This is a genomic window from Haloarchaeobius baliensis (assembly GCF_052060055.1).
In the GTDB taxonomy this organism is placed as follows: Archaea; Halobacteriota; Halobacteria; order Halobacteriales; family Natrialbaceae; genus Haloarchaeobius; species Haloarchaeobius baliensis.
Window position 1 is genome coordinate 1,932,243 of record NZ_JBPPFR010000001.1, and the last position, 17,229, is coordinate 1,949,471.

The 17,229-nt window shown below is 68.2% G+C and carries 18 protein-coding genes and 1 tRNA gene; 11 read left to right on the forward strand and 8 right to left on the reverse strand.

Going from position 1 to position 17,229, the window contains the following annotated elements; genetic code table 11:
* The first annotated feature begins 51 nt into the window (after nt 1-51).
* Nucleotides 52-672 carry a uracil-DNA glycosylase gene (locus ACSG06_RS09880; protein ID WP_440990093.1) on the forward strand — a complete coding sequence of 207 codons (621 nt, stop codon included), beginning with the start codon at nt 52-54 and terminating at the stop codon, nt 670-672.
* Between the two features lie 12 nt (nt 673-684).
* Here the strand turns inward: ACSG06_RS09880 and ACSG06_RS09885 are convergent, their stop codons facing one another.
* Entirely contained in the window at nt 685-903 is a 219-nt protein-coding gene (locus tag ACSG06_RS09885; RefSeq protein ID WP_440990094.1) for a hypothetical protein, read from the reverse strand.
* Nucleotides 904-990: 87 nt separating this feature from the next.
* Between ACSG06_RS09885 and ACSG06_RS09890 the strand changes: the two genes are divergently transcribed.
* The 5 genes from ACSG06_RS09890 (at nt 991) to ACSG06_RS09910 (ending at nt 3,514) form a co-directional block, all read left to right on the forward strand.
* Nucleotides 991-1,749: a DUF2064 domain-containing protein gene (locus ACSG06_RS09890; RefSeq protein WP_440990095.1), complete on the forward strand. Its 759-nt coding sequence runs from the start codon at nt 991-993 to the stop codon at nt 1,747-1,749.
* A gap of 49 nt (nt 1,750-1,798) precedes the next feature.
* A tRNA-Ser gene (locus ACSG06_RS09895) sits at nt 1,799-1,881 on the forward strand.
* Between the two features lie 157 nt (nt 1,882-2,038).
* The gene (locus tag ACSG06_RS09900) at nt 2,039-2,665 is read left to right on the forward strand and encodes an SOUL family heme-binding protein (RefSeq protein ID WP_440990096.1); all 627 of its coding nucleotides are present in this window, start codon (nt 2,039-2,041) and stop codon (nt 2,663-2,665) included.
* Between the two features lie 77 nt (nt 2,666-2,742).
* Complete coding sequence (locus tag ACSG06_RS09905; RefSeq protein WP_440990097.1) at nt 2,743-3,117, forward strand: hypothetical protein; 375 nt, start codon at nt 2,743-2,745, stop codon at nt 3,115-3,117.
* Between the two features lie 55 nt (nt 3,118-3,172).
* Nucleotides 3,173-3,514: a DUF4112 domain-containing protein gene (locus ACSG06_RS09910; protein ID WP_440990098.1), complete on the forward strand. Its 342-nt coding sequence runs from the start codon at nt 3,173-3,175 to the stop codon at nt 3,512-3,514.
* Here ACSG06_RS09910 and citE read toward each other — a convergent pair whose 3' ends face one another.
* The 5 genes from citE to glmS are packed head-to-tail and all read right to left on the reverse strand — an operon-like array spanning nt 3,515 to nt 8,865.
* The gene (gene citE / locus ACSG06_RS09915; protein WP_440990099.1) at nt 3,515-4,555 is read right to left on the reverse strand and encodes an L-malyl-CoA/beta-methylmalyl-CoA lyase; all 1,041 of its coding nucleotides are present in this window, start codon (nt 4,553-4,555) and stop codon (nt 3,515-3,517) included. It lies immediately after the preceding gene.
* Nucleotides 4,552-5,616: a 2-methylfumaryl-CoA hydratase gene (gene mch, locus ACSG06_RS09920; protein WP_440990100.1), complete on the reverse strand. Its 1,065-nt coding sequence runs from the start codon at nt 5,614-5,616 to the stop codon at nt 4,552-4,554. The genes citE and mch overlap by 4 nt, the downstream gene beginning before the upstream one ends.
* 45 nt (nt 5,617-5,661) lie before the next feature.
* A complete protein-coding gene (locus ACSG06_RS09925) occupies nt 5,662-6,969 on the reverse strand; it encodes a methylaspartate ammonia-lyase (RefSeq protein WP_440990101.1) in 1,308 nt (435 codons plus the stop codon).
* Entirely contained in the window at nt 6,959-8,425 is a 1,467-nt protein-coding gene (locus ACSG06_RS09930; protein ID WP_440990102.1) for a methylaspartate mutase subunit E, read from the reverse strand. The genes ACSG06_RS09925 and ACSG06_RS09930 overlap by 11 nt, the downstream gene beginning before the upstream one ends.
* On the reverse strand, nt 8,425-8,865 hold the full coding sequence (gene glmS / locus ACSG06_RS09935; RefSeq protein WP_440990103.1) for a methylaspartate mutase subunit S: 441 nt from the start codon (nt 8,863-8,865) through the stop codon (nt 8,425-8,427). The genes ACSG06_RS09930 and glmS overlap by 1 nt, the downstream gene beginning before the upstream one ends.
* Before the next feature lie 152 nt (nt 8,866-9,017).
* Between glmS and mct the strand changes: the two genes are divergently transcribed.
* Nucleotides 9,018-10,211 carry a succinyl-CoA:mesaconate CoA-transferase gene (gene mct / locus ACSG06_RS09940; RefSeq protein ID WP_440990104.1) on the forward strand — a complete coding sequence of 398 codons (1,194 nt, stop codon included), beginning with the start codon at nt 9,018-9,020 and terminating at the stop codon, nt 10,209-10,211.
* On the opposite strand, the gene ACSG06_RS09945 is transcribed toward mct, so the two are convergent.
* Entirely contained in the window at nt 10,212-11,270 is a 1,059-nt protein-coding gene (locus ACSG06_RS09945; RefSeq protein ID WP_440990105.1) for a sodium:phosphate symporter, read from the reverse strand. It abuts the gene before it with no gap.
* A gap of 241 nt (nt 11,271-11,511) precedes the next feature.
* Between ACSG06_RS09945 and ACSG06_RS09950 the strand changes: the two genes are divergently transcribed.
* Nucleotides 11,512-11,838 carry a DUF5785 family protein gene (locus ACSG06_RS09950; protein WP_440990106.1) on the forward strand — a complete coding sequence of 109 codons (327 nt, stop codon included), beginning with the start codon at nt 11,512-11,514 and terminating at the stop codon, nt 11,836-11,838.
* Nucleotides 11,839-11,881: 43 nt separating this feature from the next.
* Here ACSG06_RS09950 and ACSG06_RS09955 read toward each other — a convergent pair whose 3' ends face one another.
* Entirely contained in the window at nt 11,882-13,858 is a 1,977-nt protein-coding gene (locus ACSG06_RS09955) for a sensor histidine kinase (RefSeq protein ID WP_440990107.1), read from the reverse strand.
* A gap of 120 nt (nt 13,859-13,978) precedes the next feature.
* Here ACSG06_RS09955 and ACSG06_RS09960 point away from each other — a divergent pair, with 120 nt between their 5' ends.
* The 3 genes from ACSG06_RS09960 (at nt 13,979) to ACSG06_RS09970 (ending at nt 16,806) form a co-directional block, all read left to right on the forward strand.
* On the forward strand, nt 13,979-14,737 hold the full coding sequence (locus tag ACSG06_RS09960; protein ID WP_440990108.1) for a GTP cyclohydrolase III: 759 nt from the start codon (nt 13,979-13,981) through the stop codon (nt 14,735-14,737).
* Nucleotides 14,738-14,835: 98 nt separating this feature from the next.
* Entirely contained in the window at nt 14,836-15,420 is a 585-nt protein-coding gene (locus tag ACSG06_RS09965) for a CBS domain-containing protein (RefSeq protein WP_440990109.1), read from the forward strand.
* Nucleotides 15,421-15,501: 81 nt separating this feature from the next.
* Nucleotides 15,502-16,806, forward strand: coding sequence for an ABC transporter substrate-binding protein (locus ACSG06_RS09970; protein WP_440990110.1), 1,305 nt, complete (start codon nt 15,502-15,504; stop codon nt 16,804-16,806).
* Nucleotides 16,807-17,229: the final 423 nt, after the last annotated feature.

Genomic DNA, 17,229 nt, shown 5'->3' on the forward strand with positions numbered 1-17,229 from the left:
GGTAACGAACGCTCCAGACGACTTTTGTCCGTGCCCTGCCTCGCCCCCGACGTGGACGCCAACCAGGACGACCTCGCGAACCCGTTCGGCATGGACGAGGACTGCACGAACTGCGACCTCTGCGAGCGACGCGAGCGCGTCGTCCACGGCTACGGCGACGTGGGGGCGGACTTCCTCTTCGTCGGCGACGGGCCGGACGCGGCCGCAGAGGCCGCAGGCGTACCGTTCGGCCGCGACGGAGCCTTCGGGCGGGTGCTCCAGCGGCTCGGCCTCCGACGCGTCGACGACGACCCGGACGAGCCGGAGCTCGCGAACGTCTTCCTCACGTCGCTGACCCGATGTCACCATCCCGAGCGTCCCGCGACCGACGACGAGGTCGCCACCTGCGAACCCTACCTCAACGCGGAGATACGGATGATCAACCCCGAGATCATCGTGCCAGTCGGCGAGCGCGCCCTCGCGGAGATCGGCACGGAGTACACCACGACGCCCGCCGCCGAGCTGGACCTGTCCGAGCAGCACGGCGAGGCCATCCGCGGCAGAGGCTTCGAGCTGGTCCCGATGATTCCGCCGCGCGAAGCCTCCGACGAGCAGGTCCAGACGTTCGTCGAGCGGTTCGCGGCGCTGATGGCCTCGGACTACCGGCAGACGAAGGGCCGCAGAGAACGGTAGGCCACGCGCTGGTCACCAGTACTGTCCGGAGAGCCAGCGACGCGAGCGACCGCCCGCGACGAGCAGGCCGAGCACGACCAGCACGACGACCGCGAGCGTCGCCGCCGCGGGCGCGACGGACACCGATTCCGGCGGGGCAGCCAGACCGTTCCCGAGGAGCACCACCGAGGTGACCGCCGAGAGGACGATGCCGAACGGAACGAGGAACCCGAGCGCCTTCAGCCAGTTCATACCGACACACGCGACCGGCGCCGACTTAATTCCCACCCATCGGGGCGGAACGGCGGCTTGAAGGCCCCGCGGCCGACAGGTTCGGACATGACACTCGTGGTCGTCCTCGCCGAGCCCCCGCGCGAGGGGCTCGCCATGCCTCGACTCGCCGAGACCTCACCGCTGTCGCCCGCCGAGGCCGCCGACTGCTACGCGGCGATGCTCGCAGACGCCGTGTTCGCCGCCGACCAGTCCGGCGGCGACGTCCTCGTGAACTACCGCGACGACGACGATCTCGCCGACGAGTTCGTCGACCCGGACGAGTCCGCCGCGGAGGCCGTCCGGGCCGTCGTCGAGGACGCCGCCGAGGATCCCGACGACGTCCGGTTCGAGGTGCAGGTCGGCTCGACCCGGGACGGGCGCGTCGGCAACACCGTCACCCATCTCCTGCGCGAGGAGGGCGAGAACTCGGTGCTGGTCCTCGATGGCAATGCCCCCCTCGTCGGCCGGAAGGACGTCGACAGCGCAGCGATGAAGCTCCGGACCTCGGACGTGGTCGTCGGCCCCGCCACGGACGGCCGTGTGTGGACCGCAGCCTTCTGCCAGCCCATCGACTTCGACGGTGCGTTCGCGACCCCCGCCGTCGAGACGCTGGTCGACCGCGCCAAGGACGCCGACCTCGACGTCGACTTCCTGCCGAGCTACCGGACCGTCGAGGCCGGCTCCGACCTCGCCGACGTCGTGTCGCTGATCCGCGCCCGGGCGAAGGCCGGCCGCATCGTCCCGAAGTTCACCACCGAGTTCGTGCGCGACCACGGGCTCCACGTGGTCGAGGGCGAGGACGGCCCCGAGCTCGTCCGGGACTGACGCCGGCAACCGACAACTCTTAGGAGCCGAGCGCAGAATCCCAGCACGAGGTGGGGTGGCAGAGCGGCCCATTGCGCCTGCCTTGAAAGCAGGTGGCGTCATGCCTCTTGGGTTCAAATCCCAACCCCACCGCTTCTGCTCCGAACGAACGTGAGGAGCGAAGCGGTTACGTTGGGATTCGAATCAGGGAGGGCGCGCGCAGCGAAGCGAGCACGTCCGACCGTGGTTCGAATCCCAACCCCACCGGTAAGGCATCTGGTTCATCTGTCCGGCTAGCGTACAGTCAGCCATGAACAGACTCACCAAGACAGCGCTCGCCGGCGGCGCGCTCGCACTCGGGGGCTGGATCGCCTGGGGCGCCTACTCGTCGCGGTCGGCCGAGGAGGTGCCCTACAAACTCGTCCGGGAACTCGACGGCGTCGAGATACGGCGCTACCCGCGGACCGTGCTCGTCGAGACGACGGCAGCGGACCAGATGACCGCTTTCCGGCGGCTGTTCCGGTACATCTCGGGTGACAACGAGCGGCAGGACGAGATCGAGATGACGGCGCCGGTCGAGACGCAGGGCGGCGCGTCGGTGTCGATGACCGCACCGGTTCGGTCCGACACCGACGAGGGCGGGACGCGCATGGCGTTCTACCTGCCCGCGGAGTACGGACCGGAGTCGGCGCCGGTACCGACCGACTCGACGGTCCGGCTGGTCGTCGAGCCACCGAAGACCGTGGCGGTGATCCAGTTCTCGTGGTACGCGCCGGACTGGCGGGTCGAGCGCCTGGAGGAGCAGCTGCTGTCGACGCTCGCAGAGGAGGGCCTCGAACTGACGGGCGAGCCGTACCTGCTCCGGTACAACGACCCGTGGACGCCGCCGTTCATGCGCCGGAACGAGGTGGCCGTCGAGATAGCCGAGACGGAGTGACCGGTGCCACCCAATTTCGGACCAGCCGTGAGAACCCCAGCGAAAGAGTTACGCGGGTAACAAGCAATTGTTCTGATATGTCGATGACAGTCGAGGATACCATCGTCCGCCGCGACCTACTCATGTCTCTCGTGTTCGTCGGCGTCGCGTGGAGCCTCTCCACCGTCGCGTGGAGCCACGACTGGCTACGAGTCGGGATGGGAGTAACAGCCGCCTCGTTCCTTCTCGGTGCCGCTGCGGACCGCAGCGAGGCCGGGAAGTGGACGCTCATCGGCGCTGGAACGCTCGCCATCGTCGCGCTGGTTGTGTCGGCTGTGACGAGCTCGGTTCCGGTCGGCATCATCGCCCCGTCGATACTCGGCATGGCCGTCGGGTTCGGGCTGAACAGGCTGCTCTTCGGGGTCGTGAATCCAGTTCCGGAGCCCCGCAAGCAACGAGAGACGGTGGACTGACAGCAGACCGCACCTGACCCGCGAACTTTTGCTCGCTGACATCGATTAGTAGGGCATGGAACCTGAACCGACACACCCGGCGCTCCGGCGGACGAAGCGGGTCGCGTGGCTGCTCGACGAGGCCATCCGCATCCCCGTCGTCGGCTGGCGGTTCGGGCTGGACCCGATACTGGGCCTCCTGCCGTTCGTCGGTAACCTGATACCCGCCGTCCTGTCGATGTACATCGTCGGCGAGGCACTCCTCGCGGGCGTGAAGAAGCGGACCATCGCCCTGATGCTCGTCAACGTCGGGCTGGACGTCGCGATGGGCAGTATCCCCGTCGTCGGGGACCTCTTCGACGCGACGTGGAAGGCGAACGTCAGGAACCGGAAGCTGCTGGAGCGGTCGCTCTCCTGACTACTCCCAGGTCGTATCGACGGTGAGCGCTCGGTCCAGCAGCTCGTCCTCGTACGCCTCGTCGGTCTGGTCGGGGTGACGTTCGTCGATGGTCCGCACCGTCTCGACGGTGTTGACGAAGTTCTTGAACGTCGCCTCGTCGACCATCTGGCCCTCGACGGTGACCGCGCCCGTGCCCGCGGACTTGGCCTCCTGGAACGCCTCTATCTTGCGGACGTCGCGCGCCAGCTCGTCGGTGGTGGGCATGTGGATGCGGTTCGCCTGGATGGTCTGCTTGGGGTAGAGCGACCACGAGCCGTCGAGGCCGACGCGGGCCTCGCGCTCGACGTGGTCGGCGTAGCCGTCGCCGTTGTAGAAGGTGACGCCGGCGCGCTCGGTGAACAGCCGGTCGTACGGGCCGCCGATGGCGACGAGGTCGTTCGCGCTGGCCTCGTTCGAGAGGTCCTCCAGCAGACCGTCCCACCGGGGGCGCTCGCCGTCGAGCTCGCGCCCGCCGAGTTCGGCGGTGTAGTCGACCGGACCGAACACGAGCGCGTCGAGCCGCGAGTTCGCACCGAACAGCGAGATCTCGCGGAGGTCGGACTTCGCGGCCGCGGTCTCCACGATGACCGCCATGCCGATGGCGTCGTCGACGAACCCGAACTCGCGCTCGGCGTCGGCGATGACGCCCGCAGCGTCCTTCACGTCCTCGAGACGACCGACCTTCGGGACGACGACGCCGTCGATGTGCTCGCCGACCTCGTCGACGAGGCGCCTGATCTCCTCGCGGCCCTGCTCTCGTGCACCCTCGTCGTCGTAGGCCCACTGCACGCGGGGCCATATCTCGCCGGGGAAGTCGTCGGCGTGCTCGGGCAGCCGGTCGACCACGTTCTCCAGCGCCTCGGCCTTCATGTCGGGCGCGGTGCCGTCCTCCAGGTCCGGAACGAGCCAGTCCGGGCAGGCGAACCCCTCGCTGCCGAGGGCGCTGTCGAGGTACTTCGCCGTGTTGTCGCGCGGGACGGCGGCCGGTGCGGTCTGGAAGGTGCGTGCGATGTCTGTCATTGCTGGATGAGCGCGCGACGGGTGCCCGAGTAGACGGGTTCGTCGTGCTGGTTGAACGCGATGTGTTCGAAGGTGACGGTGCCGGCGTGGTCGTGGGTCGCCTCGGCGTCGAGGACCCTGGTGAAGCCGTAGACGGTGTCGCCCGGGGTGACGAACGTGTGGAACTGTTCGTCGTCGCTGCCGAGTTCGCGGTAGGTGGCCTCGTCCGAGCGAGCGTGCCCGAGCGCGACCGAGCGGGTGACGTCGCCGTAGGCCACGATGTCGCCCGAGGGCGAGTCCGCCATCACGTCGACGTTGTGGTGCTGCTTCGCCGTGTTGAGCGTCATCAGCGGGAGCGTCGCGACCATGACGTCGTCCATGGTGCGACCGCGCTCGTGGCGGTACGCGACGGCCGCGTCACGGTCCTCGGCCTCGTCGAGCGCGGCGGCGAAGTCGCCGAAGCGGTCGCCGTCGGGCGTGACGAACTCTGACGGCGGTGCGTCGGCTTCCTCGTCGGCGTCGGCGTCACCGCCGTCGCTGGCGGTCGCGGATTCGCCGCCGTCGGTCGCCACGGGCTCCCGCCGCGGGATCATGTTCGTCCGCTCGTAGCTGACCAGCGGCTCGCCCGTCTCGGCGTCGACGCCCTCCGTCTCCCACGTGACGATGCCGTACTCGGGCCGGGAGGATGAGCTGGCGGTCGATCGGACCGTCGAGCTGACCCGGAGCTCGGTGCCCGGCGTCACCGTCTGGTCGTGGTACCTGACGTTCGTCCGGCCGAGGAAGTAGCCGCCCTTCTCGGAGAGGTCCTCCACGGTCGGCCCCATCACGGCCGCGAGCAGGTAGTCCGGATGCACCGGCGGCTCGTCGAAGCCGACCGCGCGGGCGGCGTTGGTCCGCCAGTAGATCGGGTCGTGGTTGAGCGTCTGGCTCGCCCACAGCTCGTTGGCGTAGTTCGAGAGGGTGAGGCCGGGGGCGTGCTCGATGCGGTCGCCCTCCGTGAAGTCCTCGAAGCAGTTGCCCTTCTCCCGGGTCTCGGTCCTGTCCAGTATCGTCGTGAACGTCTCTGTGTCCGTGTAGTCCATGTGTCGTCGGTCGTCGGCAGTCTGGGTCGATGGGTGTCGTGGTCCTCAGTCGTCGGCCGTGGCCTCGGGCGTCGGTCGCATCCGGGCGAGCGCACGTCGCATCTCGTTCGTCACGACCATGAAGCCCTCGTCGAAGCCCATCCCGGGCTTGGCGAGGGTCTGGGCCGCGTCTGTCGCGAGCGCCACGTGGGCGCAGGTCCGCGCGGAGGTGACCGTCTCGTTGCAGGTCCCCCCGAGATAGGCTCGGGTGTCGGTGCCCTCGCAGTAGCGCACGGCCTCGGCGGAGCGCTGGACACCGCCCAGGTCCGGCGTCTTCACCTGCACGAGGTCGGCGGCGCCCGCGTCGACGAACGCCCGGACGTCCTCGAAGGTGTTGCACCACTCGTCGGCGACGATGTCGACGTCGACACCCGCCGATGCGAGCCCGTCGCGGAGCTCGGCCATGTCGTGGATCTGCTCCTCGCGGCCGCCGGCGTCCATCGGCCCCTCGACCTGCACGTCGAAGGGGCCGGCGGCCGCGGCGAGCGTCGCGAAGTAGTCCGTGACGGCGGCGCGGTCGTACGGCGCACCGAGAACGTCGCCGAGGACGCCGTAGACGTCGACGTGGATGGTCGGCTCGTAGCCGTCGGGCCCGAGTTCGGTGGCTCGGGTGGCGAGCCAGTCGACGTAGTCGCGGAGGCCCTCGCCGTCCTCACCGAGCTTCTCGACGCTGTTGAACAGGCCGTGTGGGAGGACGGGGACGCCCTTGATCATCATCTTCTCGGCGTTGCCGTACCGGTCGTCGCCGGACTGGCCGAAGACCGGGACCGGCTCCGAGGCGGGTATCGTCCCCAGCGCGTCGGCCAGCGTCTCCGTCATCGTCCGGCGCTCGGCGAGCGCGGCGGCGTCCAGCAGCGCCTGCGAGACGCCGTAGCGGACCGCGGTGTGGAGCTGACCGGCGCCGTCGCCGTCGGCGGCTCCGGTCGAACCAGGGTCCTCCCTCGGTCGCTCGGCGGGCAGGTCCTCCACGATGGCTGCGTTCTCGGCGAACTCGGCGGCGTCTCGCCCCCGGAGCGCCCCGGAGACGGCGCCCTCGACGACAGGGCGGTACTCCTCGGCGCGGAACAGTGGGTCGCGCCCACCGGCACCCGAGTACTGCACCGCACAGCAGTCGCCCGTCGCGACGCTTCCATCTTCGAGTTCGATTTCGACGGTGAGCGCCTCGCCGGCCTCGCGGATCGCGTCGAAGCCCGGCGTGACCGGCTCGCCGTCGTAGGCGAAGCCGTCCTGCGTTGCGCCGTCCTTGATGGCCCGCTGGTCGTCGAAGAAGAACCCCGAGACAGTCGGGACCGCGCGAACCTGTTCAATCCGCACTTGACTCACCTCCGTCGCGGCGGCCTCGTGTTCCGGATGGTCGACCGATGAGCTTGCCGTCGCTGATGGCGTCGACGTCGTCGGCGACCATCCGGAACGACTGCTTCCGGCCCTCGGTCTCGGCGCGGTCGGCGAGCCGGGCCTGGTGGATCTCCTTGATGTCGTCGTCGATCGCCAGCTCGCCCCACTCGAAGATCCTGACTCTGCCGTCGTCGTCGCGGGCCGGGAGCACCGCGCCCTCGGCCGCGTCGCTCGGGGCGAACGGGACGTCGAGCGCGCCGGAGTCGAACGCCCGGATGGTGCCCTGCGCGACGTCGCCGTCGCCGTGGGCCTCGATGGCGTCCATCAGGCAGCGCGTCTCGCGCTCGATGAGCGCCTGCTCCTCGTCGACGCCGTCGAGGACGATGTCCTGCTCGACGACCATGTCGATGAGCTGGCGCGTGGTGCGGAGGCCGGCCGCGTTGGCCTCCTTCGTCGGGACGCCCTGGAACTCCTGTGGCGACTTCGTGATGACCTTGTCCGGGCGCGCGATGGCGGCGGTCGTCCCGCCGAGGCCGATGACGCCGTTGGCGCGGGCCTCGTCCGGCGGGAAGCCGCCCATCCACTCGTGGAAGACGGTCGTCACGCAGACCTCGTCGGGGAGGTACTCGTTGCCGAGCTTGCGGAGCGCGCGGAGTGCGGCCACGTCCTGCACGACGTTGCCGACCTGCCCGTAGCCCAGCGTGAGGCTGCGGACGCCCTGCGTGGCGGCGAGCTTGCCCTCGACGAGCATGATGGCGATGGCGATGCTCGGCGGGACCAGCGTCCCGGTCAGCGGGCCGAACGGCTCGCGGTTGATGGTGACCCCGCGCTCGGTGTACGCGCCGGCGAGGCGGTCGACGTACTGCCAGTGCTCGATGGTCTGGGCGAGGCTCCCCTCCTTGGTGTAGGGAATGTTGTAGGAGATGGGGCCGCCCTCGAAGCTCTGGAAGCCGCCGGCGAACGTGACGGCGGCGAGCAGTCGGGCGTCGGGTGTCCCGTGTCGGACCTCGATCGGCGCGTCGACGCGCTCGATCAGCTCGCGACAGCCCTCGACGCCGTGGTTGACGGCGGGGAAGCCGTTCAGCGTCGCGTCGCCGGACTCGCGGGCCTTCTCCAGCCCCTCCTGTGCCTTCTCGTACTCGTTGTCACGCGTGTACGAGTCGATGGTCGTCGGGAGCAGGTCCGCCGCGCCCTCGTCGTGGAGGTGTTCGAGCAGGCTGACCTGGTCGTCGAGACGGGGGACACCCGCGCGCGGCTGCAGCAGCGGTCGGTCCGCCGACTCGAGCACGTCCGCGAACTGCTTCTGGGCCGGCAGCGACTCGTGGTAGGCGATGGCCTCCTCGAAGTCGACCGCCGCACCGGTCGGCCAGTCGTCGCGGATGGTTTCGTCGATTCGTTGCAACTCGTCGGCGGTGAGGCGTTCGTCGCGTATCATCAGGCCTGAACCCGATCCGTCTCCGCCTCCCGGGTGGAGATACCCAGGTCCCGTTCGAGGGACCGGATGACCTCCTCCGGTGTCGTCTCGGAGTCGAAGACCTTGTCGAAGCCGAGCTTTCGGAACGTCGTCCGGGTCTGCTCGAAGTCGTCCTGTCCGACCGCGAGGTTGCCACCGATGTAGGTGGTGGCGTCGATGTCCTCGCGCGACAGGAGCTCGTGGAACCCCTGACAGTCCTGCTCGGCGTGCCCGTACAGCGAGGAGACGAGTACAGCGTCGGCGTCGTGCTCGCTCGCGGCTGCCGCGAACTCCTCCTGAGAGGTCTGGACGCCGAGGTTCTCGACATCGAAGCCCGCTGCGGAGAGGGCCTGGTCGAGGATCGTGATTCCGACGACGTGTGCGTCGGAGCCGATGACACCGAGGATGACTGTCGTGGGCATGCGGTACTCGCCAAGTTGCATGAACAATCCTTAAAGTTAATGATTTTCCATGATAATACTCCTTAAGGTCCCTAAACCCCCTCATTGTGAAACAACCACAATGTAATGATTTATCCGGAAGGTTTTAGCGCGGGGGCCGGTTCGTCCAGCCCATGGGAGCGCTCGAAGACGTCACCGTCGTCGACCTCACACAGGTCCTCGCGGGCCCGTACTGTACGATGCTGCTCGCCGACATGGGCGCGGACGTAGTGAAGGTCGAGCGGCCCGGCGGCGACCTCATCAGGCCGAACCCGCCCTTCGCGGGCGACGGCGACGAGGAACCCTACGGCGGCTACTTCCAGTCCGTCAACCGCGGCAAGCGCTCGATAGAGCTCGACCTCGGCGACGACCGCGACCGCGAGGACTTCCTCAGACTCGTCGAGAAAGCGGACGTCGTCGTCGAGAACTACCGTGCGGGCACGATGGAGCGGTTCGACCTCGGCTACGAGACGCTCAGAGAGCACAACACCGAGCTGGTCTACTCCTCCATCCGCGGCTTCGGCGACCCGCGCACCGGCGAGACCCACCGGCAGGGACAGCCGAGCTTCGACCTCATCGCGCAGGCGCTCGGCGGCGTCATGGAGATAACCGGCGAGGAAGACGGCCCGCCGACGAAGGTCGGCCCCGGCATCGGCGACCTCTTCACCGCGGTGCTCAACGCCGTCGGCATCCTCGGCGCGCTCCACCACCGCGACCGGACCGGCGAGGGCCAGTACGTCGACACCGCGATGTACGACGCGATGGTGTCGATGTGCGAACGCACCGTCTACTACTACTCCTACACCGACGAGGTCCTCACGCGACAGGGCAACTCGCACCCGACGCTGTTCCCGTACAACTCCTTCGAGACGAGCGACGGGCACGTCGTGGTCGCCGCCTTCTCCGACGGCCACTGGCGCGCCCTCTGCGAGGCGATGGACCGGCCCGACCTCGTCGCGGACTACCCCGACGCGGGCTCGCGCCTCCGTAACCGCGACGCGCTCCGCGAGGAGATCGCCGACTGGACCCGCGAGCACACCGAGCAGGCCGTCGTCGACGCACTCGAGGGGGAGGTTCCCGTCGCACCCGTGCAGGACACCGCGGACATCTTCGACGACCCGCACGTCCACGAGCGCGGGATGCTGGCCGACGTCGAACAGCCCGGTGCCGACCGCGAGGTCACCGTCGCCGGCTGTCCCATCAAGTTCTCGGAGACGCCGACCGGGCCGCAGGGGCGCGCCCCACTGCTCGACGAGCACCGCGACGAGCTGCTCGGCGACGGCGGCGAGAACGGCGACGGCACCGCCACAGCCAGCGGCGACGACTGATCAGCCGACCAGCACGAGCACCGCCGGCACGAGCAGGAGCAGCGCGACGAAGCCGACGTAGCCCCGTCGGTCCACCCGAACCCGTTCCTCGAGCCGCCCGACGACCGTGAAGAACCAGTCCCCCGAGACCAGCACCGCCAGCGACAGCACCGTCGTGGCGGTCATCGTGAGCACCACGGTCGCGACGCCGACGTCCGAGTCGAGCACCGCCGCCGCGAGCACCGTGTCGCCGAACGTCCCGACGTTCGCGCCGAGCAGGTACGGGACCAGCTCGTCGCGCTCGAAGAAGTCCCGGTTGTACAGCGGGACGAGCACCCCGACGGAGATGGCGACGCTCGTCGTGACGAGCGTGACGACGGTGCCGGCGAGGAACGAGCGGAACCGCCCGTCGACCACCGGAAGGACCCGCGACCGGAACCGGCCCGTCTCCACCGCCGCCAACGTCCGGTCGAACAGCCGGAAGCTCGCGAGCAGCGCCGCGACGGCGACCACGAACCCGACCTGCGGCCCGCCCGCCGACACCACCAGCTCGGCGACGAGCGCGGTCGGGTCCCAGCTGCCGGTCGCGAACGACGGCACGGAGTCGACGAAGCGCAACGAGCCGTCGGCGAGCCGGTACCACGCGACCCCGACCGCCGCCACCGGCACGAACAGCACCAGCGTGACGATGGCCGAGAGCATCCCCAGCGAGGTCGACTCCCGCAGCGAGTACGACGGCTTCTGGACGTACTCGACCACGCCGAGCACGATGACCACCCCGGAGGCACCGAATCGGCTCCCCACGATGGCGGCGAACAGCTCGGAGGTCTCGAGCAGCCCGCTGTGGGCCAGCGACACCGCCACAGCCGCGACGACGGAGCCGTTCAAAAGGCCGTAGGCGGCGAGCCAGCTCGCGCCCAGCGCGGAGGCGTCGCCGCGGATCGTGCGCTCCATGAGCGGCTCCAGCGTCGGCGCGAGCGCCCCCGTCGCGGTCCCGAGAATCCTGATGCCGAGGAGGAACCCCACGACCGCGACGATGATGCCGGCGACCGTTCGGACGGTGCTGGAATGGTTCGTCATCCACAGTCCGACTTTCGGAGTGAGGTAATAAAGACCGGGACCGGCCGATCACACGGTCCGACGGGATAGCGTTCGCGCGAGCGAGGCGAGCGCGATTCACCGGCGGCGAGTGCAGCGAGCCGCCGGCTTTTTTCACCCATGTTTTTCGAGGAGCGGTTCGCGCGAACGCAGTGAGCGCGAACCAGACGAAGAAAAAGATGGTTTCGCAAACCCTTTTGGGGGTACCGTTCTCAGACAGCGTATGAGCAACGAGTGGCCCCACGACCCGGACGGCGAGGAGGGCAGCGAGGGGATGCGCAAGTACGGGATGGCGATCCTCGCGAAGAAGCTCGACGAGGACGAGGGCTTCCCGCTGAAGGCGGCCGACTTCGTCGCGGAGCACGGCGACGAACCGATCCGGCTGAACTCGAAGCGTGTCGTCAGCGTCGCCGACATCTTCGAGCACGTCACCGAGGGCGAGTTCGAGGACATCGTCTCGTTCCACAAGGCCGTCGGCAACGCGATGCGTGCGGGTGGCTTCTGGGAGTTCCACCCGAAGGCCGGCGAGTCGAACGTCAAGCACGCCTGATTCTCGCGGATCTCGTCTGATCGAGGCGTCCTCCAGCGCCAGCTCAGTCCTCGTCGACTGACTCGAGCGAGAGCGGCTGCTCCTGTGCGAGCGGTTCGGCGCCGTCGTCGGTCCGGAACTCGAAGCGCGCGCCGCCCTGGTCGCTCTCGGCCACCGAGACCGTCCAGCCGTGCGCGGTCGCCACCTGTTCGACGATGACGAGGCCGAAGCCGGTCCCCTCCTCGCTCGTGGTGTAGCCGGAATCGAACACCGCCCCACGCGAATCCTCGGGGATGCCGGGGCCGTCGTCCGCGACGTAGAAGCCCGTGCCGTCGCCGAGCGCGCCGATACGGATCGTCGCGTCCGTGCGGCCGTGCTCGACGGCGTTCCGGAACAGGTTCACGAGCAGGTCCGTGAGGCGGCCGCGGTCCGCCCGGACGCGGACGTCGTCGACGACCTGGAGCCGCGCCTCGGGGAGGTGGACGGACGACCATGCCTGGTCGGCTGTGACCGACAGCGAGAGCTCGTCGGGTTCGTCGACGACCGAGCCGGTTCGGGCCAGCGAGAGCAGGTTCTCGATGAGCTCGCGCATCCGGTCGTGGGCCCACGCCACCTCGGCGAGGTCCTCGTCGTCGCCGATGCGTTCGATCGCCAGCTGGAGGTGGCCCTCTGCGATGTTCAGGGGGTTGCGGAGGTCGTGGCTGACGATGCTCGCGAACTCGTCGAGGCGCTCGTTCTGTCGGGCGAGCTCGCGCTTGCGCTCCTTCGTCGGGGTGATGTCGGCGTAGAAGCCGTACACCTCGTCGGGGTCGCCGCCGTCGGCGAGCGTTCGGTCGACGGGGACGACGTGGACCAGGAAGTCGCGCGACCCGCCCGCTGCTGACAGTCGGAGCTGCGTCGGTGCGGCGTCGGCGGCGGCGTCGACGCCGGGGAACACCGTGTCGTCGGCGCCGGTCGGCGGGGCGGCCAGCACCTCGTCGATGGGGGCCCCGACGACGGCCTCCGCATCGCAGTCGAACGTCGCGGCGAACGCCTCGTTGACCGCGCCGATGGTCGGTGAATCGCCCGTGGAGAGCCTGACGACGGGGTCGGGGAAGTTCTCGAACAGCGAGGCGAAGCGGTCGCGCTCCTCGCGGAGGGTCTGCTCGAATCGGGTCCGCTTCACACTCTCGGCGACGTGCTGCATCAGCGTCTCCGCGAGTTCGAGGTCGGCCTGGTCGAACGCGGCCAACTCCTCGGAGATGGCCTGGAACACCCCGATGTCGGAGATGGGGACCGTCAGCCCGGATCGGTACGTCAACTGGGTCGGGTCCGCGTCGAGCACCTGCCGGAGGTCCTCGTTGTACGTCGCCTCGCCGGTCCGGGCCACCCGGGCCGCGACGCTCTCGCCGTCGAGCGGCACCGACTCGACGCCGTCCTTCGGCATCTCCGCGGACGTCTGGATGGGCTTCAGCATCCCGTCCGCCACGATATCGATGTTGGACATGTCGAACTCGAGCACCATCTCGGCCGCCTCGACGGCGACCTGGTAGATCTCCGTCTCGTCCGTGCAGTTCTCGAGGTCCATCGCCACGTCGTGGAGGGTATCGATCTTGGCGGCGGTATCGTCGGTTCCGACCGCCGAGCGGGTCGCGCGTTCGAGCCCGTCCACGACCGCTCTCGCGACCCGGTCGTAGGCCGCGTCCGTCGCCGCCGCGCCGTCCCGGTCGTCCTCTCCCAGCCGCTTGGGGACGTAGGCGTCGACGCCGGCATCGACGGCGTCGCTCGCCAGCGCTTCGGAACCCGCGTCGGTGAACAGGACCCTGGTGAGGCCGGGATAGCCCTGCCCGAGTCGGCAGAGCAGCTCCATGCCCTCACCGTCGGCGAGTGCGTGCTCGCTCACGACACAGTCGACCGTGTCGGTTGCGACGGCCGCCCTGGCCTCCGAGACGGTGGCCACGGTACGGGCGCTCACCGACGGGCCCCTGTCCGACAGGCGCGCGTCGATGGCGGTGACGACCTCGGGGTCCGGATCGACGACCAGCACGGCGTGCGAGGACATGAGTATCTTCGACCTCCTGTTGGCATCGACACAATTAAATCGCGTGGCCGCGGCAGGACAGCATCTCAAATCTGGATGTAGTTCCACTTATACGGATGCAATCGAAAGCTCCGCGCAACAGTGACGAACACGCAGATAACGCTGATCCAGATCGACAACTACGGGCCGTGGACGGTCACGCCGGAGCCGCGCCGCGAGGTCGACCTCCAGACACTGCAGTCCCGCCTGTACGCCGACCTCTCCCAGCTCATCGGGAACCGCGACGGCTACGTCTTCTTCACGCGGTTCGACAACATGGTGGCCGTCACGAACGGGTTCACCATGGACGACCACGCGCTCATCCAGGAGTCGGTTCGCAACCGCTATCCCGTGACCGTGAGCTTCGGCGTGGCGACGGGCACCTCCCCCGTTCAGGCGCTCTCCGACGCGACGAACCTCATCCAGGACGCCGGGAGTGCACAGGACAAGTCCCGCCGCGAGATCCTCGACGGTCGGGTCATCGAGGACGAGTTCCGGACCGACGACGACGTACAGATCGCCCACTTCGACGTGGTCGACGCGACCGGAAAGTACACCGACGAGCTCGACGCCTTCGGGGCCTTCATCGAGATCGAGCAGGCGTACGCCTCGCTGATGCGCTACATGTACCAGGCACACGACTCGCTCTCCTTCTTCGTCGGGGGGGACAACATCATCGCCGTCTGTCCCGACCTCGACGCGGCGGCGTACGACGACGCCATCGAGCACGTCCAGCAGGAGACCGGTATCCCGGTCCGCGTCGGCGTCGGTGAGGGGTCGACACCTCACGACGCAGGATTCGCGGCCAAGCACGCGCTCGAGGTGGGCCGCGCAGAGGAGTCGCTCGTCGAGTTCCACTGACCGCCCGGTCGCGGTTTCCGCAACCTGATAACTTCGACGGGAAGCCGGATAAAGGTGCTGCAGGTAGATTTTATAGCGGTCGTGTAAAACCGTCACCTATGGAACGCGACGTGTCGATTCGTGACGTGACCGCGCGAGAGTTCGTCGGCGTCAGCGAGTCCGATTCGGTGCGCAGCACCGTCCGGCTCATGTACGAGGAGGACGTCGGGAGCGTCCTCGTCATGCGGGGGAGCACCCCGGTCGGCATCATGACCGAACGGGACATCCTGGAGATGGTCGCGGAGGGCGAGGACCCCGAATCCACCGCCGTGAGCGAGCTGATGTCCCAGCCCGTCATCACGATGGCCGCGAGCAGACCGCTCGCGGACGCGGCCGAGACGATGTCGCGCGAGGAGATACGGAACGTCGTCGTCACCGACGACACCGACGGCGAGGAGATCGTCGGCGTACTCACCGAGCGCGACGTCATCGAGGCGGCGAGCACCCTCCAGGCCTCGCGGACACTCGAGACCCAGATGAACCTCGAGGGCGTCGCGACCGCGGCCACGGCCGTCGAGAGCGAGGCCAGTATCCCGGAGGACGAGTACGGGACCCAGGGCGTCTGTGAGCTCTGTGGGGCGTTAGCGGACTCCTTACACGACTCGAACGGGCAGTTAGTCTGTTCTGACTGTCGACAGGTATAACGGTCATCTCCGTCTCTTCTTCGGGTCGACCGTCCAAATCGGGAGGCAAATTTATAACACAGGGGTAAGTATGACGGTACCATGGCACGGAAACTGCAACGGCGCGAAGTGCTGAAGACGACTGGAATCGCTGGAACCGTCGGACTCACGGGTCTAGCGGGCTGCATCGGTGGTGGTGGTAATGGTGGCGGTAGCGGTCCGGACATGCTCACCGTGGTCGGGTACCCCGAAGACGGTATCCAGCTGTTCCGTGACTTCTACGGAAACTACGGCGACGACACCGACATCCTCATCCCGGACGGTCTCCGCGACCCCGACCTCCCGGGACAGGTCGGTGACGACATGAGCAACGTGACCGGGACCGCACCGGCCGCCGGTGGTCCGGCACAGCAGGCGTACAACGACCTCTACCAGGACGAGTACGGGGAGTCGCCGGGTGTCTTCTCCTCGCAGTCCTACGACTCGGTCGCCATCGGTATCCTCGCGAACGCAGCGGCGGGGGAGAACTCTGGGACCGCGGTCAAGGACCAGATGCGCAACGTCGCGAACCCCGACGGGATGGAGGTCACCCCGGAGAACTTCGTCGAAGGCGTCGAAGCGGCCGCCAACGGCGAGAACGTCAACTACCAGGGTGCCTCGAGTGCAGTCAACTTCGACCAGAACGGTGACCCCGCGTCCGCGGCGTACGCGGTCTGGGAGTTCGACGGCGACAGCACGTCCACCGTACGGACCGAGAACTTCGAAGGTGAGAACCCGGAAGGTGCCGGTCCGTCCGCGGACTCCATCCCCGGCGGGATGGGTCGCGAGATCATGGTCGGTATCCTGCTGCCGGAGACCGGCGCGCTCGCATCGACCGGTGAGTCGATGATCAACGCCGCACAGCTCCCGGCCATCCAGGTCAACAACGCCGACGTCGACCTCACCGTGACGACCCAGCTGGAGGACACGGAGACGAACTCCCAGTCCGGTGTCTCCGCGGCGAACACGCTCGTCAACGCCGGCTTCCCGTTCATCTGCGGGTCCGCGTCCTCCGGTGTGAACGTCCCGGTCTGTCAGGAGGTCCTCATCCCGAACGAGATCGTCGGCTGTTCGCCGTCCAGTACCGCGCTGTCGGTGACGAACCTCGACGACAACGACTACATCTTCCGGACGGCGCCGTCCGACCGGCTGCAGGGCCGCGTCATGGCCCAGATCGCGTCCGAGACGCTCGAGGCGGAGAGCTGCTCGACGCTGTACATCAACAACGACTACGGCCAGCAGCTCTCCGAACGGTTCTCGTCGGTGTTCGAGGACCAGTTCGACGGTGAGGTCTGGCGGCAGGTGGCGTTCAACCAGGGCGAGTCCTCGTACTCCTCTGTCGTGAACGAGGCGATGTCGAGCCAGTAGGACGACGACGACGAACCGACGCGGCAACTTCCACTCACTCTCTTTCGAGACAGCCCGGATACCGACAGGTCTCCGCTCCCATCGGGGGACCAACTGGTCTGGACTCCGACCCGTCGTGCCGGTAGGCTCGGGGACGTCGACGGCCCGACGTCGATACGCCGAGATTAGCACCGCGACCGGGCAGCACCGCGCTCCCGAGCTGCATCCCCGACGGACACGGGTAAGGTCGAACGATGTGCGAGGCCCCCGACCTTACTCGCGGTGAGAGCTCGTCGTCCCTCGACCCAGTCTCCCCTCGTTCGAGCGTTCGAGAACGACATCTAGCGTACTAGTACATTACGTCGAACTGCCCGTTGGTGGTTCTGCGCGACCGTATTCATAACAAAGGGCGCTCGTCCCGGCCTTACCGACGGAGAGTCAGGT